Below are 25461 nucleotides of genomic sequence, written 5' to 3' on the forward strand. Positions count from 1 at the left end.
CGTCCCGGGCCCACCGGCCACGACATCGCTCAACGGTCCACTCTCTCACCCGTGCCGGACGGGTCGGCGCTTTCCGTTGCGGTGTCCGGTGTCAGGTCACTCGGCTGCTCCGGGGCGTCTGCCCGGCTACCGGTGCCGGATTCCTCCTTGGGGAGGTTCTCGGGCGTGAGACGGTCCTCGGGGTCTTCCTGGTTCTCCGGGCCGCCGTCGGTATCGCTCGTCTCCTCGTGGCCGCTCTCGTCGGCCTCACGGGCGGCCGCGCGCTTGCGCTGCGTGTACATCCGGAATCCAGCAAGGACGAGCAGAAGGAAGCCGCCGCCGATGACCAGCATCACGGTGGCCGTGAACTCGGTGACCTTCACGTCGAAGGTGACCGGTGTGCCGTACGGCTGGCCGTCCTCCGTGTACAGCTGGGCGACCACCGTGGCCTGGCCGTTGGCCTGAGCCGACGTGGTGAACTTCACCGTCTGGCTGTGCCCGCCGGACACCGCGACGTCCTGCTCGTAGTAGCGCTCGCCACCGATCTCAAGGCGCCTCGGGCTCTTAGAGGTGAGCCGGAGCACCAGGTGCTCCACGCCCTGCACCAGGTTGTTCTGCACCGTCACGGGGATCATGGCGCTGCGCCCGGAGAGCTTGGTCTCCGACTTGTCGATCAGCGTGACCTGGCCGGCCAGGGAGTCGATGTACGCCTCCACGCCGTTGCGATAGTCCGCCGCCTCCGCGGAGCGGCCGCGCCACGACGTGGACATCTCGCGGTTCATGGCCCGCCCGAAGGGCGTCACCACGCGGGACTCCTTGCTGAGGATCACCTTGAACTTGTCGAGCTTGTCCTGCGTGGTCGCGATCTGCTCGTAAGCCGATCGCGGAAGCTCCTGCTTGCGCAGTGAGGAGGGGTACTGGGACGCCGCCGGCACCTTCGTGGTGGCGCCGGAGTCGGGCTTGGCCGTGGCCGCTGCGGTGAGCTCCTGGGACTGGGACCACGTGCCGGCCTGGAGCGCCGTCACCGCCTCGGCCAACGCCTGGGCCTGGCTCGCCGTCGGCATCCGCTGCGGGGCGACGACGATGCTGCGCTGCTTGCCCGTCTGGAGGTTGAGGGCCAGGCTCTGGGCCAGGAACCTCTGCACGGCGAGCGTCGAGCTCGACGCCCTCGTGAGGTTGCCCTGGAAGAGGGGCGACATCCGTGCGTCCGCGACGACCGCCGTCGTGCCGCCGCCGATGGGGCGGGCCGCGGAGGGCGTGTAGGGCAGGCCGCGCGTCTCCACCAGGCTGTCGCTGCGGGTGATCACCTTGTCCGCACCGGCGGAGGTGGCGACCTTGACGATGGACGGGTCGACGGCGCCGTTCACGGGCCAGGCGAAGTCGGTGGTCGGCTCCACGTGGAGGATCGAGTCGACCGTGTCGGCGGCGACGTCGGCGGCCTCCTTGAGGTGGTTCAGCGAGCCGGTGACGTTCGTGCCGTTGTGCGCCAGCGAGGCCAGGTCGGGGTCGGCGAAGGGCAGGGCGACGACCTCCTTGTCCTGCACCGCCTCCTGCAGCTCGGCCAGCCACTGGTTGGCGACCGCCTGATGGGTGCCCGCCGTGGTCGTGTCGCCCTCACCCTGCACGCGGTAGTTGTCCGTCATCGCGTCCACGGAGGCCAGCAGTTCGGGGTCGATCACCCAGGTGACGTCGAGCTCCTTGCCCAGCGACACGAGCTGCTGCAGACGGCCGCCGGGGGAGATCTCCTTGGCGAGGTCGTCGTCCCGGAAGACCGGTGTCTGCGACTCGTTCGACCCCGTCTGCGCCGTCATGTGCGAGGTGGAGATGAGCGGCCACAGCACCGTCGTCCGGGTCTTGGTGTCGGCCCCGTCGGGCTGCCACGGCAGGAACGTCCGCTGGATGCCGAGCACCCGGTCCCACGGCTGCGCGGAAGTCTCGCCGGACAGGGAGACGGCGAACGGGTAGACCCCGTCCTGTCCGAGGTCCAGCTTGTCGACCGGCACCGAGATGCTGAAGCGCTGGGAGACCCCGGGGGTGAGCTTGGCGAACTCCTTGACGTACTTCCCGCCCACCGGAGCCCCGTCGAGGTACTCCTGGTAGTCGGCGCGCCCGGCGACCGTGTCGATGTCCGAGCGAGTGTTCAGGGCGGGACCCAGGCGCAGATCCACCTGTGCGTCGGTGACCTCCTGCTTGCCCTCGTTGGTCACCGTGCCGGACACGGTCAGTGTGTCGCCGTCACCGGGGACGGCGGGGGTGAGCGAGTCCACAGCGACGGCCACCGTGCCCGAGCCGGAGGCGGCCTTGAGGGAGTCCTGCCCGGCGGCGTGCGAGGGCACGGCAGCGGGCAGCTGGAGCAGGCCGGCCAGCAGAGGCGCTCCGGCGAGCAGTGCTCCGGTGCGCCGCAGCCACCGGCGGGCAGGTGAGGGACTCATCCCCTGGAAGTCTGCCGCCTCGGCCACGCGCTCGCCCGTCCCTCGTCGTCAGTGGTCGTCGGAATGTGCGTCCACGCATGGTAACGATGCGCGCTGAGGGGAAGTGCCGCGGTGTGCTCCACAAGATCGGGCTGCACGGCCGACCTGTCCCATATATGCAGGAATAAGAGGAGCGCTTCTGTACGTCACAAGGAAGCCTTCGTGCACCTTTTGATGCAGGTATCCGTGCCTGCGGTGTGCACGTTTAATGGAGGCGCCCGTGGTCGCCCGGGCCACGTACCCTCTTTTGTTGTGCCGAACGCCAACGAAGACAAGCCCAATGTCCTGAGCCAGGTGCAGCACCGCGCGGTGAGTGAACTGCTGCGGGTCGCGCCTGTCGCCGACGACCTCGCCCGCCGTTTCCAGGAGGCCGGGTTCTCACTCGCCCTGGTCGGCGGATCGGTCCGGGACGCGCTGCTCGGCCGGCTCGGCAACGACCTGGACTTCACGACCGACGCCCGCCCCGAAGACGTACTGAAGATCGTGCGCCCCTGGGCCGACGCCGTGTGGGAGGTCGGGATCGCCTTCGGCACCGTGGGGGCGCAGAAGAGCGGCTACCAGATCGAGGTGACGACCTACCGGTCGGAGGCTTACGACCGGACCTCGCGCAAGCCCGAGGTGTCGTACGGCGACTCCATCGAGGAGGACCTCGTCCGGCGCGACTTCACGGTGAACGCGATGGCCGTCGCGCTGCCGGAGAAGGAGTTCATCGATCCGCACGGCGGGCTGGAGGACCTCGCGGCGCGGGTGCTGCGGACCCCGGGTACGCCGGAGGCGTCCTTCTCGGACGACCCGCTGCGCATGATGCGGGCGGCGCGCTTCGCGGCCCAGCTCGACTTCGAAGTGGCTCCCGAGGTGGTGACGGCCATGAAGGAGATGGCCGGTCGCATCGAGATCGTCTCCGCGGAGCGGGTGCGGGACGAGCTCAACAAGCTGATCGTGTCTGCGTACCCTCGCAAGGGGCTGACCCTGGTGGTCGACACCGGGCTCGCGGATCATGTGCTGCCCGAGCTTCCGGCGCTCCGGCTGGAGAGTGACGAGCACCATCGGCACAAGGACGTCTACGAGCACACGCTGATCGTCCTGGAGCAGGCGATGGCACTGGAGGAGAACGGCCCCGACCTGACCCTCCGACTGGCCGCACTGCTGCACGACATCGGCAAGCCGCGCACGCGCCGCTTCGAGAAGGACGGTCGGGTCTCGTTCCACCACCATGAGGTGGTCGGCGCGAAGATGACGAAGAAGCGCATGCTGGCGCTCAAGTACTCCAACGAGCTGGTGAAGGACGTCTCACGTCTGGTCGAACTCCACCTGCGCTTTCACGGATACGGCACCGGAGAGTGGACGGACTCCGCTGTCCGTCGCTACGTCCGTGACGCCGGTCCGCTCCTGGACCGCCTCCACAAGCTGACCCGCTCCGACTGCACTACGCGGAACAAGCGCAAGGCGGCTGCGCTGTCCCGCGCGTACGACGGCCTGGAGGAGCGGATCGCTCAGCTGCAGGACCAGGAGGAGCTGGACGCCATCCGACCCGACCTCGACGGCAACCAGATCATGGAGATCCTCGGTGTCGGGCCCGGGCCGGTCATTGGCCGCGCTTACCAGCACATGCTGGAGTTGCGGCTGGAGAACGGGCCCATGGCGCACGACGAGGCGGTGGCGGCGCTCAAGGAATGGTGGGCCCAGCAAGGCTGAAGCTGTGAAACGGGGTCATGTTTCACGTGAAACATGACCCCGAGGATGCCGGAGGGGCGCTGTTTCACGTGAAACACCGTCCCTCTTGGCGTCTGCCCTACTTCTTGTACTCCTTCAGGCAGAGCAGGAAGTCGCTGCTCTTGCTGCTCTGCGAGTACGTGTACTCGAAGTCCTTGGCCTCGCTCTCGCACTTGCTGCTGGCCGCGAGTTCGGTGGTGTACGACCCCTCGATCTTGGCCAGCACCACGTACTGGGCCTCCGAAGAGCTGCAGTCGACGACTTCAAGGTCCGGGCGGGTGGAACTGGTGCTGCCGCGGTGCATGCAGTCACCGACCGCCGCCGTCTCCGCGTCATCCCGGCTGGCCATGTAGCCGCCCGCCGCGAAGAGAAGGCCGACGACGATGAGGCCTATGCGCAGGTACTGCTTGATTCCGCGCTTCGGCTGCTGCGGCGGAACCGGTGCGTAAGGCGCCGCCCCTTGCTGGGGGAACCCGGGCTGACCCGGCTGCTGCGGGTAGCCGCCCTGGGGCGGGTACGGTGCCTGGCCCTGGGGCTGGCCGTAGGGCTGCTGACCCTGGGCGTACGGGTTCTGGCCCTGGGCGAACGGGTTGCCCTGGGGCGGCGGAGTTGTCACTTGGGGGTCCCCCTAGAACTTGGGTGCGTGGCGCGAACTAAGCGCGGAAATAAGACGCACGTAAGCTACCGGGCTCCACTGACACCCGAGTGGCCGGGAGTGGCTCTGTGTCATTGATGTGACACAGGCCGGCGTTCAAAGCGGGCCATAGCCATAGCAACTGCCGCGTAAATAACGGCGACTGCGACCACGAGCGGTGCCGAGCGGCCGTCCGGCGGCAGTATCAGGGCGGCGACGCCGGCGGCGCCGACGAAGGCGACGTTGAACAGCACGTCGTAGACCGAGAAGATCCGGCCGCGGAATCCGTCCTCGACCGAGGCCTGCACGATCGTGTCCGTCGCGATCTTCGCCCCCTGCGTCGTCAGGCCAAGGACGAATGCCGCCACCAGCATAGGAGTTGTGGCGAACGGAAGTCCGAGGGCGGGCACCAGGACCGCGGCGGTTCCCGCGCACACGGCGATCCAGATGCCGGAGCCCAGACGTCCCGCAGCCCAGGGGGTCGCCACGGCCGCTGCGAAGAATCCGGCGGCAGAGATCGCCAACGCCAGCCCCAGCAGGGCGAGTCCGTCATCGGCGTTCGAGGAGAAGGCGTACCGGCAGAGCATCAGCAGCGTGACCAGCAGGGCGCCGTAGCAGAACCGCATCAGGGTCATCGTGAGCAGTGCCCAGACCGCCTCCCTCCGGGGCGGCGTGGCGAGATGGCGTACCCCTGCCGCCAGGTCGCGCGCGGTGCCGGAGATCGCCGCCGTGAGGCGTGGCTGCACCAACTCTCGGTCCGGGCCCAGCAGTTCCCGTGACATGCGCAGTGACGCCAGCCCCGCGCACAGATACAGGGCAGCTGCCAGGAGCACCACGGCGGCATCGGAGTCCCAGGCCACCAGCCGTACGACGAAGGCCAGGCCGGCGCCCACGCTCGCGGCGAGTGTTCCGGCGGTCGGGGAAAGGGAGTTGGCGATCACAAGACGCTCGTGGTCGACCACGCGTGGCAGCGCGGCGGACAGGCCGGACAGGACGAAGCGGTTGACGGCGGTGACGCACAGGGCGGAGACGTAGAAGAGCCAGTCCGGGACTTGGGTCAGGATCAGGACGGCCGTCACCGAGGCCAGTACGGTGCGCAGCAGGCTGCCGTACAGAAGAACCTGGCGGCGGCGCCAACGGTCCAGCAGGGCGCCGGAGAAAGGGCCCACGAGGGAGTACGGCAGGAGCAGTACCGCCATCGCGGAGGCGATCGCGGCGGCCGAGGTCTGTTTCTCCGGGGAGAAGACGACGTACGTGGCGAGCGCGGTCTGGTAGACGCCGTCGGCGCCCTGTGAGAGCAGGCGTACGACGAGCAGGCGCCGGAAGTTCCCAAAGCGCAGCAGGACCCGCAGGTCGCGTACGACGGACATGGCGCACAGCCTCACATATGGGGAGGGCCCCCGGGCGGTGCAACCCGGGGGCCCTCGGCAGCTCTGGCAGGAGCGTATTAGTGCGGCGCCGACTGCTTAGCGCTCGACTTCACCCTTGATGAACTTCTCGACGTTCTCGCGGGCCTCGTCGTCGAAGTACTGGACCGGCGGGGACTTCATGAAGTAGCTCGACGCCGACAGGATCGGGCCGCCGATGCCGCGGTCCTTGGCGATCTTCGCGGCGCGCAGGGCGTCGATGATGACGCCGGCGGAGTTCGGGGAGTCCCAGACCTCGAGCTTGTACTCCAGGTTCAGCGGGACGTCACCGAAGGCGCGGCCCTCGAGGCGGACGTAGGCCCACTTGCGGTCGTCGAGCCAGGCGACGTAGTCCGACGGGCCGATGTGGACGTTCTTCTCGCCGAGCTCCCGGTCGGGGATCTGGGAGGTGACGGCCTGCGTCTTGGAGATCTTCTTGGACTCGAGGCGGTCACGCTCGAGCATGTTCTTGAAGTCCATGTTGCCGCCGACGTTCAGCTGCATCGTGCGGTCCAGGACGACGCCGCGGTCCTCGAACAGCTTCGCCATGACGCGGTGCGTGATGGTGGCGCCGACCTGCGACTTGATGTCGTCGCCGACGATCGGGACGCCCGCCGCGGTGAACTTGTCCGCCCACTCCTTCGTACCGGCAATGAAGACCGGCAGGGCGTTGACGAAGGCGACCTTGGCGTCGATGGCGCACTGGGCGTAGAACTTCGCCGCGTCCTCGGAGCCCACGGGCAGGTAGCAGACGAGGACGTCGACCTGCTTGTCCTTGAGGACCTGGACGACGTCGACCGGGGCCTCGGCGGACTCCTCGATGGTCTCGCGGTAGTACTTGCCGAGGCCGTCGAGGGTGTGGCCGCGCTGCACGGTCACGCCGGTGCGGGGCACGTCGCAGATCTTGATGGTGTTGTTCTCGCTGGCGCCGATGGCGTCCGCGAGGTCCAGGCCGACCTTCTTCGCGTCGACATCGAAGGCGGCGACGAACTCGACGTCACGGACGTGGTACTCACCGAACTGCACGTGCATCAGGCCGGGGACCTTGGACGCCGGGTCGGCGTCCTTGTAGTACTCGACTCCCTGAACCAGCGACGCGGCGCAGTTGCCCACGCCGACGACGGCTACGCGAACCGAACCCATTCCGGTTGCTCCCTGTGTGTACGAGTGAGGCCCTCACTGGGCTCTCACGTGGCGGTGTCGCCGGGCGAATCCGTCCCGGGGGTACTCCCGGGACGGGGCAGATCGCCCGGCTCTCCAGATGTGGTGTCCTGCTGAGCGGACCCCCCGGAAGCGGAACCCTTCAGGTCCCGCCCGGCCCGCTCGCTCTCGATGAGCTCGTTCAGCCAGCGCACTTCGCGCTCCACGGACTCCATCCCGTGGCGCTGGAGCTCAAGCGTGTAGTCGTCGAGGCGCTCCCGGGTGCGTGCCAGGGAGGCGCGCATCTTCTCCAGGCGCTCCTCCAGCCGGCTGCGGCGGCCCTCCAGCACGCGCATGCGCACGTCCTGTGGTGTGCGTCCGAAGAAGGCAAATCGGGCAGCGAAGTGCTCGTCCTCGTACGCGTCGGGGCCGGTCTGTGAGAGCAGTTCCTCGAAGTGCTCCTTACCTTCTGCCGTCAACCGGTAGACGATCTTGGCGCGACGCCCCGTGAGTGGTGCGGTGAGGGCGTCCTCGGGGGTGTTCCCCGGTTCCTCGATCAACCAGCCGTTGGCGACCAGCGTCTTGAGGCAGGGGTAGAGCGTGCCGTAGCTGAACGCACGGAACACGCCCAGTGACGTATTGAGTCGTTTGCGCAGCTCATAGCCGTGCATCGGGGATTCGCGGAGCAGTCCGAGTACGGCGAACTCGAGGATCCCGGAACGTCGGCTCATCCCCTCGCCTCCTCGTCATATCTCGCGCTGATGTATCGACTCGATACATCACGACGATAGAACGGCCTTCCGGGCGCGACAAGTGGGGGAACGGTGAACGGGATCACATCAACGATTCATGTGGAGCGAGTTGCCCGATTTGGGGTGAAGTTCGGGGCTAGGTGGGCTTTGACGGTGCGTAGTCTGTGCGCCATGCACACCACCGGGAACCGAGTGACACCTGAGGGCGTCGTCGTCCTTGGTGCAGTACGGGTGAATGCGGAACCGACCGCATCCGTACTTCGGGGGGACCGGAAAACAGCCGCCGTTGCCAGGCGCCCAGGGGTGCGCCTGCCCGAGGAGTAGTCGTTCGATGAGCGAGCACCGTCGCAAACCGCCGCAGCCGCAGGGAGGCGGACGTGCCGCGGCCCGACGCGGCCAGTCCGGCTCGTCTCCCGGCCGCCGAGCGGCACCGCGAGGCGCCACCGGATCTCCTTCCGACTCGTACGGGTCGGGTTTCAGCGGTTCGGAAGGCGAGGAACGTCCGTACGGCGGTCGTGCCGAAGCACGACGCGCGGCCCAGAGAAGCGGAGGTGGCCGCCGCAGAGCGGCCGACCCGGGCCGGGGTGGCCGCCGTGCCGCCCCCGGCGGGCCGAACGGCCCTGGGCGTGGCCGAGGGCGCGCGGTTCCGCCCGGCCGGAAGCGGTTCATCGACTATCCGCGCGCGGGCAAGTACGGCGTGGCGCGCTGGGTGCCGTCGTGGCGGCTCGTCACCGGCCTGTTCATCGGCTTCTTCGGCAGTCTCGTGGCCATCACGGGCATCGGGTACGCGATGGTCGGTATCCCCAAGGAGGACGCGGCGGCCAAGTCTGAGAACAACGTCTACTACTGGAAAGACGGCTCTCAGATGGTCGCCACGGGCAGTGGCCAGAACCGTCAGAACGTCACGATCGACAAGATCCCGAAGGCCATGCGGTTCGCGGTGATCTCGGCCGAGAACAAGACCTTCTACGAGGACTCGGGCATCGACCCCGCGGGCATCGCCCGAGCGCTGGCCAACATGGCCCGGGGTGGTGACACGCAAGGCGGTTCGACGATCACTCAGCAGTTCGTCAAGAACACCTACCTGAGCCAGGAGCAGACGCTCTCCCGGAAATTCAAGGAGCTGTTCATCTCCATAAAGGTGGGGGGCGAACTCACGAAGGACGAGATTCTCCAGGGGTATCTGAACACCTCGTACTACGGTCGTGGCGCCTACGGCATCCAGGCAGCCGCCCAGACCTACTACGGCAAGGACGCGGTCAAGCTCACGCCCAGCGAGTGCGCCTTCCTCGCTGCCCTGCTGAAGGGCCCGACCTACTACGATCCTGCGGGCAACGAGAACCTCGACAAGTCGGCGACTCCTCAGGCGAACCGCAAGCGTTCCGAGGAGCGCTGGAGCTGGATCCTCGGCGAGATGCGCAAGGACGACCGTCTCACGGAGGCGGAGTACCAGGAGGCCATCAAGGAGTACCCCAAGCCCCAGGGCCTCAAGGCGACCAAGGGCATGACCGGCCAGATCAGCTACCTGGTCGACACGGCCAAGAAGTACGTCCTGAACCACTCGGAGATCTCGCAGACGGAGTTCGACAAGGGCGGCTACCAGATCTACACGACCTTCGAGAAGGACAAGGTCGACGCCCTCGCCAAGGCCGTCAAGAAGATCGAGAAGGAGCGCCTCGACCCGAAGCGCGAGTTGGACAAGTACGTCCAGTTCGGTGCGGCGTCAGTGAAGCCCAATGACGGTGCGATCGTCGCTATCTACGGCGGTGCGGGCTACGAGAACGACCACTTCACGAACAATGCGGACACGTCGGGTGTCCCCGTCGGTTCGACGTGGAAGCCGTTTGTGCTCGCTGCGGCCATGCAGTACGGCAGGTACGACACCGACGGCGTGGGCCTGTCGCCGATGAGCAAGTACAACGGCAACGACAAGCTCAAGGTCAGGAACCAGGACGGCAGCTATGTCCTGGACAAGGATGACAATGTCTTCCTCCAGCGCAACGAGAGCAAGCGTGCCTGGGGTTACATCACCCTGCGCAAGGCGATGGAGCAGTCCATCAACACACCGTTCGTGCAGCTCGGCTGGGATGTCGGAATGTCGAAGGTACGGGACGTCGCGCAGAAGTCGGGCATCCTGGAAGACAGCTTTGCCACGCTCAACCCGTCTTTCGCGCTCGGCACGTCAACCCCCAGCGCGATCCGCATGGCCGACGCCTACGCGACCTTCGCTGCATCCGGCAAGCACACCAATCCGTACTCGGTCGTCGAGGTCAAGAAGGACGGCCAGCCGGAACCCGGTTTCACCAAGCCGAAGGTCACCCAGGCGATGCTCCCGAACGTGGCGAACAACGTCACGGACACCCTCGAGAACGTCATCGAGAACGGTACGGGTCAGAACGCCAAGGCCCTCGGCCGTACGGCGGCCGGTAAGACTGGTACCACCGACGAGAACAAGTCGGCCTGGTTCGTCGGCTACACCCAGCAGCTCTCGACCGCGGTCGCGATGTTCCGGGAGAACCCGAAGGACCACCGCCTGCTCTCCATGAATGGCACGGCCGGCGAGGACTCCATCCACGGTGGTGACGTCCCCACGGAAGTGTGGACCGAGTACATGAAGGTCGCGCTCGAGGGCAAGAGAGACCTCGGCTTCCCGGACGCCGAGGAGATCGGTGAGATCCAGGACGCCGTGGGCGCGCCGTCGCCGACCCCGTCCTTCACGCCGGAGCCGAGCGAGTCGGCGACCCCGACGCCGAGCGCGACGCCCAGTGAGACCGCCGTCTCTCCGACGCCCACGGCGAGTGAGTCCTGCCAGTTCGGCTTCCAGTGCGAGGACAGCAGCGGTGGACAGAACGGTGGCTCGGACGGGGGCGTGACATCGTCGCCTACGCCCACGACGACGGAGACGGACAACTCCGGAGGCAATGCCAACGGCAACGGAGGCATCTTCGGCGGTCCATCAGGCTGACGACGGTCTCACCTGACGCGAGAAGGCCGGTGGCCGGCACCCATGAAGCCCAGGGTGCCGGCCACCGGCCTGTTTCACGTGAAACGTCGGTTTCACGTGAAACACTCGGCCGTCGCACCCGGTCGTGCTCGCACCGTTCTCAGACAGGTACGGCAGGATGTGCCCCATGCCCAGTGCAGAGACGACGCCCACGAGCGTGCACGAGCCGGACCTGGTGCGGCCGACAAAGGCGGACGAGGTCGCCGCGAGCGGGAGTGAGCTGATCGGTGGCCCCATCGGACGGCGCGCCCTGCTCGGGACGTCCTGGTGGACTCCCGTACGGATCGTCACGCTCGTGGCGATCGGCATGTTCGCCCTCGGTCTGATCCAGAAGGCACCCTGCTACAACGGTGCCTGGTTCTTCGGGGCCAGCTCGCAGTACACGCATGCCTGCTACTCGGACATCCCCCACCTCTACCAGGGGCGCGGCTTCGCCGACGGGCTGGTGCCGTACTTCGACAAGCTCCCCGGCGACATGGAGTACCTCGAATACCCGGTGCTGACCGGTGTCTTCATGGAGGCCGCCTCCTGGCTCACGTCGGGCAGCGGCAGTATCCAGGACCAGGAGCAGTGGTACTGGATGGTCAACGCCGGGATGCTGATGGTGTGCGCGGCCGTCATCGCCGTCTGCGTGACCCGCACCCACGGCCGACGCCCCTGGGACGGCCTGCTGGTCGCCCTCGCGCCCGCCTTCGCGCTGACCGCGACCATTAACTGGGATCTGCTGGCCGTCGCCCTGACGGCCGCCGCGATGCTGATGTGGTCGCGCGGCCGCTCCCTCGCCTTCGGCATCCTCCTGGGGCTTGCTACGGCCGCCAAGCTCTACCCCGTCTTCCTGCTCGGCGCCTTGCTCGTCCTGTGCTGGCGTGCGGGCAAGTGGCGGGACTTCGGGAAGGCGCTGGTCGGCACTGTCTTCGCCTGGCTCGTCGTGAACCTTCCGGTGATGCTGCTCGCCTGGGAGGGATGGTCGCAGTTCTACCGGTTCAGCCAGGAGCGGGGCGTCGACTTCGGCTCCTTCTGGCTGATCATGGCCCAGAACTCCACCGACCCGTTCAGCACAGAGACCGTCAACACGCTCGCCACGCTGCTGATGCTGCTGTGCTGCGTCGGCATCGCCGCGCTCGCGCTCACCGCGCCGCGGCGTCCGCGCTTCGCCCAGTTGGCCTTCCTGATCGTCGCGGCGTTCATCCTCACCAACAAGGTCTACTCGCCGCAGTACGTCCTGTGGCTGGTCCCCCTGGCCGTGCTTGCCCGGCCGAGGTGGCGGGACTTCCTCATCTGGCAGGCGTGCGAGGTGGCGTACTTCCTCGGGATCTGGATGTACCTCGCGTACACGACCAGCGGGGACGCCCACAAGGGCCTACCGCCCGACGGCTACCACTGGGCCATCGGCGTGCATCTGCTGGGGACGCTGTACCTGTGCGCCGTCGTCGTACGGGACATCCTCATGCCGGAGCGGGATCCGGTGCGCCGGGCTGGTGAGGACGATCCCTCGGGCGGGGTGCTCGACGGGGCGGAGGACATGTTCGTGCTCGGGGTTGCGGCCCATCCGCCGCGGCACGCGGCGCACGCTGTGGAGGGCGCGTACGTCAACTGGGGCGGACAATCCAGCGGAACGGGTCAGCCCACCACCAATGAGTGAAGTGGTGCAAAGTTCGCACTGTTGAGCCTCCGTCGATCTTACGTTCTGCTACGGAGGTGATCGCTGTGAGCGAACAGTGCTGGTCGTCCACTGGGACGGCCGAAGAAGACCAGGCGGATCACGCGAGCGGGACGTGCCCGAAGGTCTTCGCGCAGTGGAAAGACAACAAGGAAGCCATCGAAGGCGTGCTCCTCGAATCCCCGACGCTGCGCAGCCGGATGGCGCAGCGGACAGAGGTCCTGGAGCGGGTTGGGAACTGCGGTTGCTGCCGGACGGGGTGCACGCGACCAGTGCGATGGTCGCGGAGTACTACGGGGTGGGTGAGACCGTCATTCGTGCCTTGGTCCTCGACCACCGTGACGAGCTCCAAGTCAACGGTTACCACACCGTGACAGGGGCGGAACTGAGTTACTTCAAGCAACTCTGTGGCGCAACTCAGTCGCGTGCCCGCTCCCTCGCCCTGTTCACACACCGCACCATCCTGAACACGGGGATGCTACTCCGCGACAGCCCCGTCGCACGTCAGGTGCGGTACGAACTCCTCAACGACGTCCAGGACGGTCGCCCACAACCTGTGGAAACCTACCCGCAGCACCAGGCAAGGAGGAGAGCCTGGACGCCCGCATCGTCCGCATCACCGAGCGCACCGTCTCCTCGATCCTGTCCCGGACCGTCATCCCGATGCAGAACGCGATGATCGAGACCTGCTCGGAACTGCGCCGCGACGTGAACCTGCTGCGCAAGGACGTCCACGCCATTAAGGCGACTCTGTACGAGGCAGCACCCGGTACGCCCCGTCCCGAACTGGCGAGCCTGATGCCCGCCGTCGACGTCATGAGCTGGAAGCAGTTCGAGCAGCACGTCGCCCAGCTGTGCCGTCGGGACGGCTGCACGGATGTCGTGGTCACCGGCGGCAAGGGCGACCTCGGCGCGGATGTCATCGCTCTGTTGCCGGACGGCAGGCGGCTGGTGATCCAGTGCAAGCGGCAGGCCGCTCACCGCGCGGTCACCACCGCCGACATGCAGCGGTTCATCGGAGCTGCACGGCCGGAGCACCACGCCGACATCGCGCTCTACGCGGTGACCTGCCGGTTCACCAAGAGCGCGCTGGCCCTCGCGGCCCGGCACGGGATCACCGTCATGCCGCGTGAACTCTTCGCGGCGTGGAACGCGGGCGCACGGCTGGAGACGCTGCTGCTCAACACCGCAGCTTGATCATCAGCGCAAGAGACGAGGAGGGGCTTGCCGCAAGGCGAATTTGCGGCAAGCCCCTCCGGCTTGATGAGACCGAGTTGTGTGCACAGGCGGGCAACAGAGTTGCTCGATCTCACTCTGTCATCGGGAACTGAGCTCCTTGAAGGAGCTCAGTCGGCCTATTTGTCCACAAGCCGATCGAACTGCGTAGTGGTGTGCCGCAGATGCGCGACCAACTCGTCGCCGACCTTCGGCTCGGGAGCGTCCGAGGGGACGAACAGGATCGAGACCTGCATGTGCGGCGGCTCCGCGAACCAGCGCTGCTTGCCGCCCCATACGAAGGGAGAAAGGTTCCGGTTGACCGTGGCGAGGCCGGCCCGGGCGACGCCCTTGGCGCGCGGCATGACGCCGTGCAGGGCCTTGGGGGCCTCCAGACCCACCCCGTGCGACGTGCCGCCCGCTACGACCACCAGGAAGCCGTCGGAGGCGGCCTTCTGCTGCCGGTAACCGAAACGGTCGCCCTTGGAGACGCGCGTGACGTCCAGGACCGCGCCGCGGTACTCGGTGGCCTCGTGGTCCCCCAGCCACAGCCGCGTACCGATACGGGCGCGGAAGCGGGTCTGCGGGAACTGCTGCTGCAGGCGCGTGAGTTCCTCGGCCTTGAGGTGGCTGACGAACATCGTGTGCAGCGGCAGCCGGGCGGCACGCAGGCGGTCCATCCAGCCGATGACCTCCTCGACGGCGTCCGAGCCGTCGGTACGGTCCAACGGCAGGTGGATGGCGAAACCCTCGAGCCGGACGTTCTCTATGGCGGCGTGCAACTGCGGCAGTTCGCGTTCGCTCACGCCGTGCCGCTTCATCGAGGACATCACCTCGATGACGACGCGGGCCCCGACGAGGCCGTACACGCCGTCCACCGAAGACACCGAGCGGATGACCCGGTCGGGCAGCGGCACCGGCTCCTCACCGCGCCGATACGGCGTCAGCACCAGCAGATCACCGCCGAACCAGTCCTTGATGCGCGCGGCCTCGTACGTCGTGCCGACCGCGAGGACATCGGAGCCCAGGCGCGTGGCCTCCTCCGCCAGCCGCTCGTGCCCGAACCCGTAGCCGTTGCCCTTGCAGACCGGGACCAGGCCCGGAAACTGCTCCTGCACGTGCTTGTGGTGCGCCCGCCAGCGCGCGGTGTCGACGTAGAGCGTGAGCGCCATGGCCGGACCTGGAACCTTTCTCGTGGCTGCGGTGTATCAGAGGTATGGAAGCTATCGACGGTGCAGCTGTTGACGGTATCGAAGCAGAGAACGCAAGGTCAGCGACGCGACATGTAGATGTCGAGCGCCTTGTGGAGCAACTTGTTCAGCGGGAAGTCCCACTCCCCGAGGTACTCGGCGGCCTGTCCGCCCGTGCCCACCTTGAACTGGATCAGGCCGAAGAGGTGGTCGGTCTCGTCCAGCGAGTCGGAGATGCCGCGCAGGTCGTAGACGGTCGCGCCGAGCGCGTAGGCGTCACGCAGCATCCGCCACTGCATCGCGTTCGAGGGCCGGACCTCACGGCCGATGTTGTCGGAGGCGCCGTAGGAGTACCAGACGTGTCCGCCGACGATCAGCATCGTCGCCGCCGACAGGTTCACACCGTTGTGGCGGGCGAAGTACAGCCGCATGCGGTTGGGGTCCTCAGTGTTGAGAGCCGTCCACATGCGCTGGAAGTACGACAGCGGACGCGGCCGGAAGTGGTCGCGCACGGCCGTGATCTCGTACAGCCGCTGCCATTCCTCGAGGTCCTGGTAGCCACCCTGGACGACCTCGACGCCGGCCTTCTCGGCCTTCTTGATGTTGCGGCGCCACAGCTGGTTGAAGTTCTTGTGGACCTCTTCCAGGGAGCGGTTCGCCAGCGGCACCTGGTAGACGTAGCGGGGCTGTACGTCGCCGAAGCCGGCGCCCCCGTCCTCACCCTGCTGCCAGCCCATGCGGCGCAGCTTGTCGGCGACCTCGAAGGCCCGCGGCTCGATGAAGTCGGCCTCGATGTCCCGCAGCCGCTTCACGTCCGGGTTCTGGATGCCGGCCTTGATGGAGGTGGCCTCCCAGCGTCGGATGATCACCGGCGGGCCCATCTTCACGGAGAAGGCACCCTGGTTCTTGAGATGCGCGAGCATCGGTTCCAGCCAGTCGGTCAGATTCGGCGCGAACCAGTTGATGACCGGGCCCTCGGGCAGATAGGCGAGATAGCGCTTGATCTTGGGCAGCTGCCGGTAGAGGACGAGACCCGCGCCCACGAGTTCGCCGCTCTTGTCGAACCAGCCGAGGCTCTCCGAGCGCCACTCCGCCTTGACGTCCGCCCAGGCCGGAACCTGCATGTGGCTCGCCGACGGCAGGCTCTGGATGTATGCCAGATGCTGCTCGCGACTGATCGTCCTCAGGGTCAGGCTCATTCGGGGCGCTCCTCGGGCTGGTGTGTCCCCATGGGTACAGGGGCTCCGGCTCTCGCGCCGAAGCCTACTGCGCCTTGGGAGCGCCCCGACTGGGCGTATGGAACCTTCGCCCCGGCCCTGTGGGCTGCCGAGGCGTTCGGTGGTGTTCTATGCGCTGTTCTACCGGTGTTCGGAGGGCAGTCTCCGAGGCCGGTGCTTGGGAGGACGGTGCCCTGGCGTCAGAAGACCCCGCCGAAAAGGCCGCCGTGCGCCATGCCGAGGAAGAAGCCGACCGCCGAGGCGCCGAGGCCGATGATCAGCCCGAAGCGCTCGCGGGTCGTCTCCGAGATCCACTGCCCGTACGCGCCGGTGAGGATCCCCACCAGACCGGTCCAGGAGCTGAGCAGGTGCAGGTTGTGGAACATCGCCGTGACGAAGGCCGTGATGCCCAGCACCAGGGTCACCGCGAGCAGGGTGTCCTGGAGGGGGTGGGGCTTTCCGTCCGTGGCGAAGAGGCCTCCGACGGTATTGGGTCGCATTGCTTGTGCCATAGGGCACCTCCTGCGGAAGGCGGCGCACGTAGCGCCATACACACCCGATGTGTACAGATTGTCGGTGACGGCGGCCGGATTTCAACCGGACGCCGGTGTGCGGGTACTGTGTACCGTCTGCACCGGTGTCTGCCCGGGCCAGCTCGGGGAGACCGCGAGGTCACCCCCGATTGTCAGTGGCGGCCGATACCGTTGCGTACGCATCACAACCCTCCTGCCACGGAACGACCGTGGCCGCTGAGTCCAAAGGAGGTGGGTTCCACATGCGTCACTACGAGGTGATGGTCATCCTCGACCCCGATCTGGAGGAGCGCGCTGTCGCCCCCCTGATCGAGAACTTCCTCTCCGTCGTCCGTGAGGGCAACGGCAAGGTCGAGAAGGTCGACACCTGGGGCCGTCGTCGTCTCTCGTACGAGATCAAGAAGAAGCCCGAGGGCATCTACTCGGTCATCGACCTGCAGGCCGAGCCTGCGGTCGTCAAGGAGCTCGACCGCCAGATGAACCTGAACGAGTCGGTCCTCCGGACCAAGGTCCTCCGCCCCGAGACCCACTGAGCTCTCCCGCTCAGCTGATCTCGGGATTTCGAGTAGCAGCACTAGCAGCCAGCAGCAAACCCGCCGAGAGGTTCCCCCATGGCAGGCGAGACCGTCATCACGGTCGTCGGCAATCTTGTCGATGACCCCGAGCTGCGCTTCACCCCCTCCGGTGCGGCGGTCGCGAAGTTCCGTGTCGCGTCCACTCCCCGCACCTTCGACCGCCAGACGAACGAGTGGAAGGACGGCGAGAGCCTCTTCCTCACCTGCTCGGTCTGGCGTCAGGCGGCGGAGAACGTCGCCGAGTCGCTCCAGCGAGGCATGCGCGTCATCGTGCAGGGCCGGCTGAAGCAGCGGTCCTACGAGGACCGTGAGGGCGTCAAGCGCACGGTCTACGAGCTGGACGTCGAGGAAGTCGGCGCCAGCCTGCGGAACGCCACGGCCAAGGTCACCAAGACCGCCGGTGGCGCTCGCGGTGGCCAGGGTGGTTACGGCGGCGGTGGCGGCGGCGGCGGCCAGGGTGGCGGCGGCTGGGGCGGTGGCTCCGGCGGCGGTCAGCAGGGCGGCGGCGCTCCCGCCGACGACCCGTGGGCGACCGGCGCTCCTGCCGGTGGCCAGCAGGGCGGCGGCGGTGGCGGCGGCTGGGGTGGAAGCTCCGGCGGTGGCGCCGGCGGCGGCTACTCGGACGAACCCCCCTTCTAGGCCTTGGGCCGGAGGGCGGGTCGTACCCAAACTTCTTGATCACACAGGAGAAACACCATGGCGAAGCCGCCTGTGCGCAAGCCTAAGAAGAAGGTCTGCGCTTTCTGCAAGGACAAGGTCACGTACGTGGACTACAAGGACACGAACATGCTGCGGAAGTTCATTTCCGACCGCGGCAAGATCCGTGCCCGCCGCGTGACCGGCAACTGCACGCAGCACCAGCGTGACGTCGCCACGGCCGTCAAGAACAGCCGTGAGATGGCGCTGCTGCCCTACACCTCCACCGCGCGATAAGGGAAGGGTGACCGACACATGAAGATCATCCTCACCCACGAGGTCTCCGGCCTCGGTGCCGCGGGCGACGTCGTCGACGTCAAGGACGGTTACGCTCGCAACTACCTGATCCCGCGGAACTTCGCGATCCGTTGGACCAAGGGCGGCGAGAAGGACGTCGAGCAGATTCGTCGCGCTCGCAAGATTCACGAGATCCAGACCATCGAGCAGGCCAACCAGATCAAGGGCCAGCTCGAGGCTGTCAAGGTCCGTCTGGCTGTCCGCTCGGGCGACGCCGGTCGTCTCTTCGGTTCCGTCACCCCGGCCGACATCGCTTCCGCGATCAAGGCTTCCGGTGGCCCCGAGGTCGACAAGCGCCGCATCGAGCTTGGTGCGCCGATCAAGACCCTGGGCGCCCACGAGACGTCCGTGCGTCTGCACCCCGAGGTTGCCGCCAAGGTCAACATCGAGGTCGTCGCGGCCTGATCGCTGCGTTCGGCTGCAACAGCTGAATGAGGGGCCGTACCCGGTGGGGTACGGCCCTTCGCTGTACAGAGAGCGGATCCGGTCCGTTTCACGTGAAACAGCGTGTTTCACGTGAAACATTCAACGCGTCGCGCCGGTGACGATCCAGCGGCCCGAGCGGGTACGCGCCCAGAGCGTCAGCATGCGCACCGTCATCATCAGCGTCATGGCCGCCCAGACTGCGGTCAGGCCGCCGCCGAAAGCGGGGACGAGCAGCGCCACCGGGGTGAACACCGCCAGGGTGAGCACCATGGCCCAGGCGAGGTAGGGGCCGTCACCCGCCCCCATCAGGACGCCGTCCAGGATGAAGACGACGCCGCAGATCGGCTGGGAGAGCGCCACCATGAGCAGGGCGGGCAGCGCTGTTTCCTTGACGACCGTGTCACTGGTGAACAGTGGCAGGAAGAGCGGTCGGGCGATCACCACGAGCAGACCGAGTACGACACCGGCTGCGATGCCCCACTCCACCATGCGGCGGCAGGCGGCCCGGGCGCCCTCGGCGTCGCCGGCACCGAGATACCGCCCGATGATGGCCTGGCCGGCGATGGCAATGGCGTCCAGCGCGAAAGCGAGCAGGCTCCACAGCGACAGGATGATCTGGTGCGCTGCGATGTCGGAGTCCCCGAGGCGGGCCGCGACGGCCGTGGCGATCATCAGAATCGCCCGCAGCGAGAGGGTGCGGACCAGCAGGGGAACTCCGGCCTGTGCAGAGGCCTTTATCCCGGCCGCGTTGGGGCGCAGGGAGGCACCGTGCTTGCGGGCCCCGCGGACGACGACCACGAGATAGGCCGCGGCCATGCCGCACTGGGCGATGACGGTGCCCCAGGCAGAGCCCGCGATGCCGAGGTCGGCACCGTAGACGAGGCCCGCGTTCAGGGCAGCGTTGGCGACGAAGCCTGCGATGGCGACGTAGAGCGGCGTCTTGGTGTCCTGCAGCCCGCGTAGAACGCCTGTGGCGGCGAGAACGACGAGCATGGCCGGTATGCCGAGTGCCGAGATCCGCAGATAGGTGGTCGCGTGGGGAGCTGCTGTGTCCGAGGCGCCGAAAAGTTCCACGAGGTACGGTGCGGTCGGCAGGACGCCTGCAATGACGGCGGCACCGAGGAGGAGGGCCAGCCAGATGCCGTCCATGCCCTGGCGGATGGCGGCTTGGAGGTCTCCCGCGCCGAGGCGTCGGGCAACGGCCGCCGTGGTGGCGTAGGCGAGGAAGACGAAGACACTGACGCCTGTCATGAGGAGAGCCGAGGCGACCCCGAGTCCGGCCAGCTGTGCGGTGCCGAGATGGCCGATGATCGCGCTGTCGGCCATGACGAAGAGGGGCTCGGCGACCAGTGCGCCGAAGGCCGGGACGGCGAGTGCGACGATCTCTCGGTCGTGCTGTCGCCGGGTGGCCGTAGGAGTCGCGGGAGCCTGTGTCATGGCCACCAATCTAATCGTCCACAGGTAAGAGATGCAATCAGTTAGTGACCCTTACGGGCTGTCTCGCGGCGTGTGCTTCTGTGTACCGTTCGAAGCGATCTTGGTCCGACTGGGGAAGTTTTTCTTCTGCACAGCCGGTGGACGGTAAATGTGCAGGTCAGCACCGGTGCCCGGAATTCTGCGAGGGCTTGTTCACAGGGCTGTCCACCGTGTCGTGCACAGGTTTTGTGGAGTTCTCCACAGCATCCGGGCCGTCGTCCACATGGCCTGTGGATAACCAGATTGGCTGACGGTGCCCGCGGGCCTACCGTGGTCCGGCGCCCGCTCCGTCCGCCGACTGTGAAATCCTCACAAAACCGGCGAGCCAGAACCGGAGTTGGGCCTCTTATTTGTCAGTGGCGTGCCGTAGAACTAAGGGGCACGGCGAGGTCCGCTCGGCGGACGGGAGGAGGTGGCTCGGTTGAGCATTTCCGAGCCCTTGGACGACCCGTGGGCCGACAGGCGTCCAAGTGATCGTCTGCCTGCCTCCCGCCGACGCGGCGACGGTGGCCGGGGACGCGACGAGCAGCATGATCGCGGCCGGGAGAGCGGCGAGTGGGACGGCGGTGGTTCGGCCTTCGAGCGGGTGCCGCCGCAGGACCTCGACGCCGAGCAGTCCGTCCTCGGCGGCATGCTCCTGTCGAAGGACGCCATCGCCGATGTCGTCGAGGTCATCAAGGGCCACGACTTCTACAAGCCCGCGCACGAGACGATCTTCCAGGCGATCCTCGACGTCTATGCCAAGGGCGAGCCGGCCGACCCCATCACCATCGCCGCTGAACTCACCAAGCGCGGTGAGATCAACAAGGTCGGCGGTGCGTCGTATCTCCACACGCTCGTCCAGACGGTGCCGACGGCGGCGAACGCGGAGTACTACGCGGAGATCGTCCATGAGCGTGCCGTACTGCGCCGCCTGGTCGAGGCCGGCACCCGCATCACGCAGATGGGATACGCGGCCGACGACGACGTCGACGAGATCGTCAACCGCGCTCAGGCCGAGATCTACGCGGTCACCGAGCAGCGCACCAGCGAGGACTATCTGCCGCTCGGCGACATCATGGAGGGCGCGCTCGACGAGATCGAGGCGATCGGCTCGCGCACCGGTGAGATGACCGGCGTGCCCACGGGGTTCACCGACCTCGACTCGCTCACCAATGGCTTGCACCCGGGCCAGATGATCGTCATCGCGGCACGTCCCGCCATGGGTAAGTCCACGCTTGCGCTGGACTTCGCACGGGCGGCGTCGATCAAGCACAACCTGGCGAGCGTCATCTTCTCCCTGGAAATGGGGCGTAACGAGATCGCGATGCGTCTGCTCTCGGCCGAGGCGCGCGTGGCCCTGCACCACATGCGTTCCGGCACCATGACGGACGAGGACTGGACACGCCTGGCGCGGCGAATGCCCGAGGTTTCGGCGGCGCCGCTGTACATCGACGACTCACCGAACCTGTCGATGATGGAGATCCGTGCGAAGTGCCGTCGGCTGAAGCAGCGCAACGACATCAAGCTCGTGATCATCGACTATCTGCAGCTGATGCAGTCCGGTGGTTCGAAGCGTTCCGAGAGCCGTCAGCAGGAGGTCTCGGACATGTCCCGTAACCTCAAGCTTTTGGCCAAGGAGCTGGAGGTCCCGGTGATCGCGCTCTCGCAGCTCAACCGTGGACCCGAACAGCGCACGGACAAGAAGCCGATGGTGTCCGACCTGCGTGAGTCCGGCTCCATCGAGCAGGACGCCGACATGGTGATCCTGCTGCACCGTGAGGACGCCTACGAGAAGGAGTCGCCCCGCGCGGGCGAGGCGGACATCATCGTGGGCAAGCACCGTAACGGCCCGACGGCGACGATCACGGTCGCCTTCCAGGGGCACTACTCGCGCTTCGTGGACATGGCGCAGACCTGATCCGTCGCACTGTAGGGTCTCAGATTTCGTGGCACAGTCTCAGCCGTGATGGCGCAACGGTGGCACTTATGCCGACGTTGTGAGACTCCCTGGTCGGAGCTTTCATCCTTTCCGGTGGCGGGGAACTGGCGGGTGAAGTGTGAGGGCGGCATCAGGGCGGCCCGCACCGTCGCGGGCACGTCGAGCGGTTCGGCGTACTCGCGGTCCATGAGGTCGTGTGCGCGGCGCAACCGAGCCAGCTCCTCCGGTGTCACCCGCGGAGCAGATGGCCCGTGACTCCCGGACGGGCGCTCAGCGCCTCGTCTCGTACCTGGTCAGGATCACGCCGCAGGGAAGCGTCCGCGTCTCCACCAGGTTCAGGTTCACCCAGCTGTCCATCGCGGTGAAGAACGGTGTGCCGCCGCCCACCAGGACCGGCGCGGTGGCCAGCACGTACTCGTCAATCAGCCCGGCCCGCATGGCCGCCCCGGCGAGCGTCGCGCCGCCGATGTCCATCGGGCCGCCGTCCTCGGCCTTCAGCCGGGTGATCTCGGCGACCGCGTCGCCGGTGACCAGGCGGGTGTTCCAGTCGACCTTGTCGATTGTCGAGGAGAACACCACCTTCGACATGTCCCGCCAGCGGCGCGCGAACTCGATCTCCGCCGGGGTGGCGTTGGGCTGCTGGTCGCCGGTCGGCCAGTAGGAGCTCATCGTCTGCCACAGCTTGCGCCCGTACAGCGACAGGTCGGTCGCCTGCAACTGGTCGGACCAAAACTGGAACAGCTCGTCGCTCGGCACGCTCCAGCCGATGTCGTCGCCGGGCGCGGCGATGTAGCCGTCCAGGGTCAGGTTCATGCCGTAGATCAGTTTCCGCATGGCGCCAGCCTTCCGTGAGTCGGTCTCACGCGTACAGACCGGCGCGGCGCGGGAAACTCATCGGTGCGCGATCTGAGCTCGTATGTAGTCCTCGTGCTCGGTGGCTCAGCCGCAGACTCATTGTTCCGCCGAGGAAATGGCCTCGATCTGAGACTGATCTTGGGTGACATCGCGGTGAGACAACGGAGAACCAGCAGGTCACAGAAGATCGACATGTCATCGGCGGCGAGACCCTACAACCTCACCCGGGGATATGCGCTCGACTCGCGAGAGTCCACCGGGGTGAACTGGGCGCATGACGACATCTCAGGAAGAGCTGCTCCCCGCCACGCGCCGGGCGCTGCTGCACCGCATCGCCGTGGCCCAGGCCGAAGGGCGTGCGCCTTCGCTGGTCGCCGCTGTCGTACGGGACGGCCGGGCTGTGTGGCACGGCTCGCGTACCTCGATGGACGGGCACGCGCCGGACGAGAATGTGCAGTACCGCATCGGCTCGATCACCAAGACCTTCACGGCCGTTCTCGTCCTGCGCCTGCGTGACGAGGGTCTGCTCGACCTCGGTGATCCGCTGGAGAAGCATCTGCCGGGCACGGGCGCGGGGGAGGCCACCATCGCCGAACTGCTCGCGCACACGAGTGGGTTGGCGGCCGAGACGCCGGGACCCTGGTGGGAACGGAGTCCGGCGTCACTGCGGACCAGTCTCTCCGACATCTTGGGTGAGCAGCCTTTCCTGCATCCGGGCGGCCGCCGATTCCATTACTCGAACCCGGGCTACACGTTGCTGGGCGCGCTGGTCGAGAAGCTGCGGGGGGCTTCCTGGGAGGACGTACTCCGGCGCGAAGTGCTCGAACCCCTGGGTCTGAACCGTACGAGTACGCGACCGCATGCGCCCCATGCGGGAGGCTGGGCCGTGCATCCCTGGGCCGACGTCATGCTTCCCGAACCCGTCGAAGACCTCGGTCTGATGGCGTCGGCTGGCCAACTGTGGTCGACGACCAGCGACCTGGCGAGGTTCGCGGCCTTTCTGGTCCAGGGCGACAACCGTGTGCTGGGTGCTGAGTCGCTGGGGGAGATGAGGACGCCGGCGGCTCCGCCGGAGACGGCGGACGTGGCGAGCGGCTATGCGTACTGCCTGGGCCTGGAGGTGCGGCACCAGGACGGCAGGACTCTGGTTGGACACTCCGGCTCCCTGCCGGGCTTCCTCGCCTGCCTCACCGCCAGCGTGGAGGACGATCTTGCAGTCGTCGTCCTGGCCAACTGCACTTCTGGCCCACTGCTGTTCAGCGTTGCCGCTGACCTGGTTCGCATCGTCGCCGAGGCCGAGCCCCGCATCCCCGAGCCGTGGCGTCCGATGCCCGAGGTCGAATCAGCGGCATTGGAGTTGGCGGGACAGTGGTACTGGGGAACCCATGCCTTCGGCCTGCGGCTGACGGCCGACGGGCTGGTCTCGTTGGAGCCGTTGTCCGGCAAGGGCCGCCGTTCCCGGTTCCGGGCCAACGGTGACGGCACATGGACGGGCTTGGAGGGCTACTACGCAGGCGAGCTGCTGAAGGCCGTACGGCGCCTCGATGGAACCGTGGACCATCTGGACCTCGGGTCGTTCGTCTTCACGCGTCAGCCGTACGACGAGGGGGCTGCCGTGCCGGGCGGCGTGGATCCCGACGGGTGGCGGGGGACCGGCTCGTTCTGACTGTCCTGCGAAGCGCCTGTTTCACGTGAAACAGGCGCTTCGTCGTGTCACAGCGGGAGCTTGAAGCCCACGTGCGAGGCTGTGAAACCGAGCCGCTCATAGAAGCGATGAGCGTCCGTACGGGTGTTGTCAGAGGTCAGCTGTACCAGCTGGCAGTTCTGGCGCCGGGATTCGGCGACCGCCCACTCGATGAGCTGCGTGCCGAGGCCGTTGCCGCGCTCGGCGGCGTGGATGCGCACGCTTTCGATGATGGAGCGGGTCGCGCCCCTGCGGGACAGCCCGGGAATGATCGTGAGCTGGAGTGTGCCGACGACGCGGTCCTCACGGACCGCGACGATCAGGTGCTGGTTCGGGTCGCTGCTGAGGCGCTCGAGCGCGGCCAGGTAAGGCGTCAGATCGTCTGGTGACTCGCGCTGGGCGCCCAGCGGGTCGTCCGCGAGCATGCCGACGATCGTGGGGATGTCGTCGGCGACGGCGGCTCGTATTTCAAGATCTCCCATGCTCGCAGCTTATGCCGGTGCCGGGAGTGTCTCCATGGCCCGGACCAGCGGGGCCAGTTCGGGATTTTTCGCGGCCTCGTCGAGGGCGTTGCGCAGGGCTGTGTCGTTGGTCGGCCGTGCTTCTTCGAGGAGTTT

Annotated in this window: 21 protein-coding genes and 2 pseudogenes; 10 read left to right on the forward strand and 13 right to left on the reverse strand. The window is 67.2% G+C overall.

Going from position 1 to position 25461, the window contains the following annotated elements; all coding sequences use genetic code 11:
* Nucleotides 1–29: 29 nt before the first annotated feature.
* Nucleotides 30–2438, reverse strand: a complete 2409-nt coding sequence (locus ADL12_RS31245; protein WP_062707880.1) for a DUF6049 family protein — start codon at nt 2436–2438, stop codon at nt 30–32.
* Between the two features lie 264 nt (nt 2439–2702).
* Between ADL12_RS31245 and ADL12_RS31250 the strand changes: the two genes are divergently transcribed.
* Nucleotides 2703–4145, forward strand: coding sequence for a CCA tRNA nucleotidyltransferase (locus ADL12_RS31250; protein ID WP_062707883.1), 1443 nt, complete (start codon nt 2703–2705; stop codon nt 4143–4145).
* 97 nt (nt 4146–4242) lie between these two features.
* Here ADL12_RS31250 and ADL12_RS31255 read toward each other — a convergent pair whose 3' ends face one another.
* The 4 genes from ADL12_RS31255 to ADL12_RS31270 form a co-directional block, all read right to left on the reverse strand.
* Nucleotides 4243–4779: an LppU/SCO3897 family protein gene (locus ADL12_RS31255; RefSeq protein WP_062707886.1), complete on the reverse strand. Its 537-nt coding sequence runs from the start codon at nt 4777–4779 to the stop codon at nt 4243–4245.
* 110 nt (nt 4780–4889) lie between these two features.
* The gene (locus ADL12_RS31260) at nt 4890–6167 is read right to left on the reverse strand and encodes an MFS transporter (RefSeq protein ID WP_062707888.1); all 1278 of its coding nucleotides are present in this window, start codon (nt 6165–6167) and stop codon (nt 4890–4892) included.
* Nucleotides 6168–6263: 96 nt separating this feature from the next.
* Nucleotides 6264–7346 carry an inositol-3-phosphate synthase gene (locus ADL12_RS31265; protein WP_062707891.1) on the reverse strand — a complete coding sequence of 361 codons (1083 nt, stop codon included), beginning with the start codon at nt 7344–7346 and terminating at the stop codon, nt 6264–6266.
* 44 nt (nt 7347–7390) lie between these two features.
* Nucleotides 7391–8074 (reverse strand): PadR family transcriptional regulator, encoded by a 684-nt coding sequence (locus ADL12_RS31270; RefSeq protein WP_062707894.1) that lies wholly within the window; start codon nt 8072–8074, stop codon nt 7391–7393.
* 352 nt (nt 8075–8426) lie between these two features.
* Between ADL12_RS31270 and ADL12_RS31275 the strand changes: the two genes are divergently transcribed.
* From ADL12_RS31275 to ADL12_RS55700, 3 genes are all read left to right on the forward strand, one after another.
* Entirely contained in the window at nt 8427–11060 is a 2634-nt protein-coding gene (locus tag ADL12_RS31275) for a transglycosylase domain-containing protein (protein ID WP_244188122.1), read from the forward strand.
* Between the two features lie 166 nt (nt 11061–11226).
* On the forward strand, nt 11227–12741 hold the full coding sequence (locus ADL12_RS31280; RefSeq protein WP_062707896.1) for a glycosyltransferase family 87 protein: 1515 nt from the start codon (nt 11227–11229) through the stop codon (nt 12739–12741).
* Between the two features lie 681 nt (nt 12742–13422).
* Nucleotides 13423–13956: a restriction endonuclease gene (locus ADL12_RS55700; RefSeq protein WP_062707902.1), complete on the forward strand. Its 534-nt coding sequence runs from the start codon at nt 13423–13425 to the stop codon at nt 13954–13956.
* Between the two features lie 158 nt (nt 13957–14114).
* Here ADL12_RS55700 and ADL12_RS31295 read toward each other — a convergent pair whose 3' ends face one another.
* The 3 genes from ADL12_RS31295 to ADL12_RS31305 form a co-directional block, all read right to left on the reverse strand.
* Nucleotides 14115–15146: an alanine racemase gene (locus tag ADL12_RS31295; RefSeq protein WP_062707905.1), complete on the reverse strand. Its 1032-nt coding sequence runs from the start codon at nt 15144–15146 to the stop codon at nt 14115–14117.
* A gap of 98 nt (nt 15147–15244) precedes the next feature.
* Entirely contained in the window at nt 15245–16363 is a 1119-nt protein-coding gene (gene femX, locus ADL12_RS31300; RefSeq protein WP_062707908.1) for a peptidoglycan bridge formation glycyltransferase FemX, read from the reverse strand.
* 218 nt (nt 16364–16581) lie between these two features.
* Nucleotides 16582–16893, reverse strand: coding sequence for a hypothetical protein (locus ADL12_RS31305; protein WP_062707911.1), 312 nt, complete (start codon nt 16891–16893; stop codon nt 16582–16584).
* A gap of 263 nt (nt 16894–17156) precedes the next feature.
* Between ADL12_RS31305 and rpsF the strand changes: the two genes are divergently transcribed.
* From rpsF to rplI, 4 genes are all read left to right on the forward strand, one after another.
* Nucleotides 17157–17447 (forward strand): 30S ribosomal protein S6, encoded by a 291-nt coding sequence (rpsF, locus tag ADL12_RS31310; RefSeq protein ID WP_005482942.1) that lies wholly within the window; start codon nt 17157–17159, stop codon nt 17445–17447.
* A 78-nt stretch (nt 17448–17525) separates the two neighbouring features.
* Entirely contained in the window at nt 17526–18128 is a 603-nt protein-coding gene (locus tag ADL12_RS31315) for a single-stranded DNA-binding protein (protein WP_062707919.1), read from the forward strand.
* Nucleotides 18129–18185: 57 nt separating this feature from the next.
* A complete protein-coding gene (gene rpsR, locus ADL12_RS31320; protein ID WP_003949403.1) occupies nt 18186–18422 on the forward strand; it encodes a 30S ribosomal protein S18 in 237 nt (78 codons plus the stop codon).
* 18 nt (nt 18423–18440) lie between these two features.
* Complete coding sequence (gene rplI, locus ADL12_RS31325; RefSeq protein WP_062707922.1) at nt 18441–18887, forward strand: 50S ribosomal protein L9; 447 nt, start codon at nt 18441–18443, stop codon at nt 18885–18887.
* Nucleotides 18888–19007: 120 nt separating this feature from the next.
* Here the strand turns inward: rplI and ADL12_RS31330 are convergent, their stop codons facing one another.
* Nucleotides 19008–20345: an MATE family efflux transporter gene (locus ADL12_RS31330; RefSeq protein WP_062707942.1), complete on the reverse strand. Its 1338-nt coding sequence runs from the start codon at nt 20343–20345 to the stop codon at nt 19008–19010.
* A 460-nt stretch (nt 20346–20805) separates the two neighbouring features.
* Here ADL12_RS31330 and dnaB point away from each other — a divergent pair, with 460 nt between their 5' ends.
* Nucleotides 20806–22284, forward strand: a complete 1479-nt coding sequence (gene dnaB, locus ADL12_RS31335; protein WP_062707925.1) for a replicative DNA helicase — start codon at nt 20806–20808, stop codon at nt 22282–22284.
* A 116-nt stretch (nt 22285–22400) separates the two neighbouring features.
* Here dnaB and ADL12_RS56995 read toward each other — a convergent pair.
* Together ADL12_RS56995 and ADL12_RS31340 are read right to left on the reverse strand one after the other, a co-directional pair.
* Nucleotides 22401–22538: pseudogene (locus ADL12_RS56995) on the reverse strand (AraC family transcriptional regulator); the annotation flags it as partial.
* Between the two features lie 37 nt (nt 22539–22575).
* Nucleotides 22576–23139, reverse strand: a complete 564-nt coding sequence (locus ADL12_RS31340) for a dihydrofolate reductase family protein (protein ID WP_062707928.1) — start codon at nt 23137–23139, stop codon at nt 22576–22578.
* A 295-nt stretch (nt 23140–23434) separates the two neighbouring features.
* On the opposite strand from ADL12_RS31340, the gene ADL12_RS31345 reads away from it, so the two are divergent.
* Complete coding sequence (locus tag ADL12_RS31345; protein ID WP_062707933.1) at nt 23435–24826, forward strand: serine hydrolase domain-containing protein; 1392 nt, start codon at nt 23435–23437, stop codon at nt 24824–24826.
* 47 nt (nt 24827–24873) lie between these two features.
* Here ADL12_RS31345 and ADL12_RS31350 read toward each other — a convergent pair whose 3' ends face one another.
* Nucleotides 24874–25326, reverse strand: a complete 453-nt coding sequence (locus tag ADL12_RS31350) for a GNAT family N-acetyltransferase (protein ID WP_062707936.1) — start codon at nt 25324–25326, stop codon at nt 24874–24876.
* A gap of 9 nt (nt 25327–25335) precedes the next feature.
* A pseudogene (locus ADL12_RS57000) lies at nt 25336–25461 on the reverse strand (MarR family transcriptional regulator); the annotation flags it as partial.

The sequence above is a fragment of the Streptomyces regalis genome (assembly GCF_001509475.1).
Classification (GTDB): Bacteria; Actinomycetota; Actinomycetes; order Streptomycetales; family Streptomycetaceae; genus Streptomyces; species Streptomyces regalis.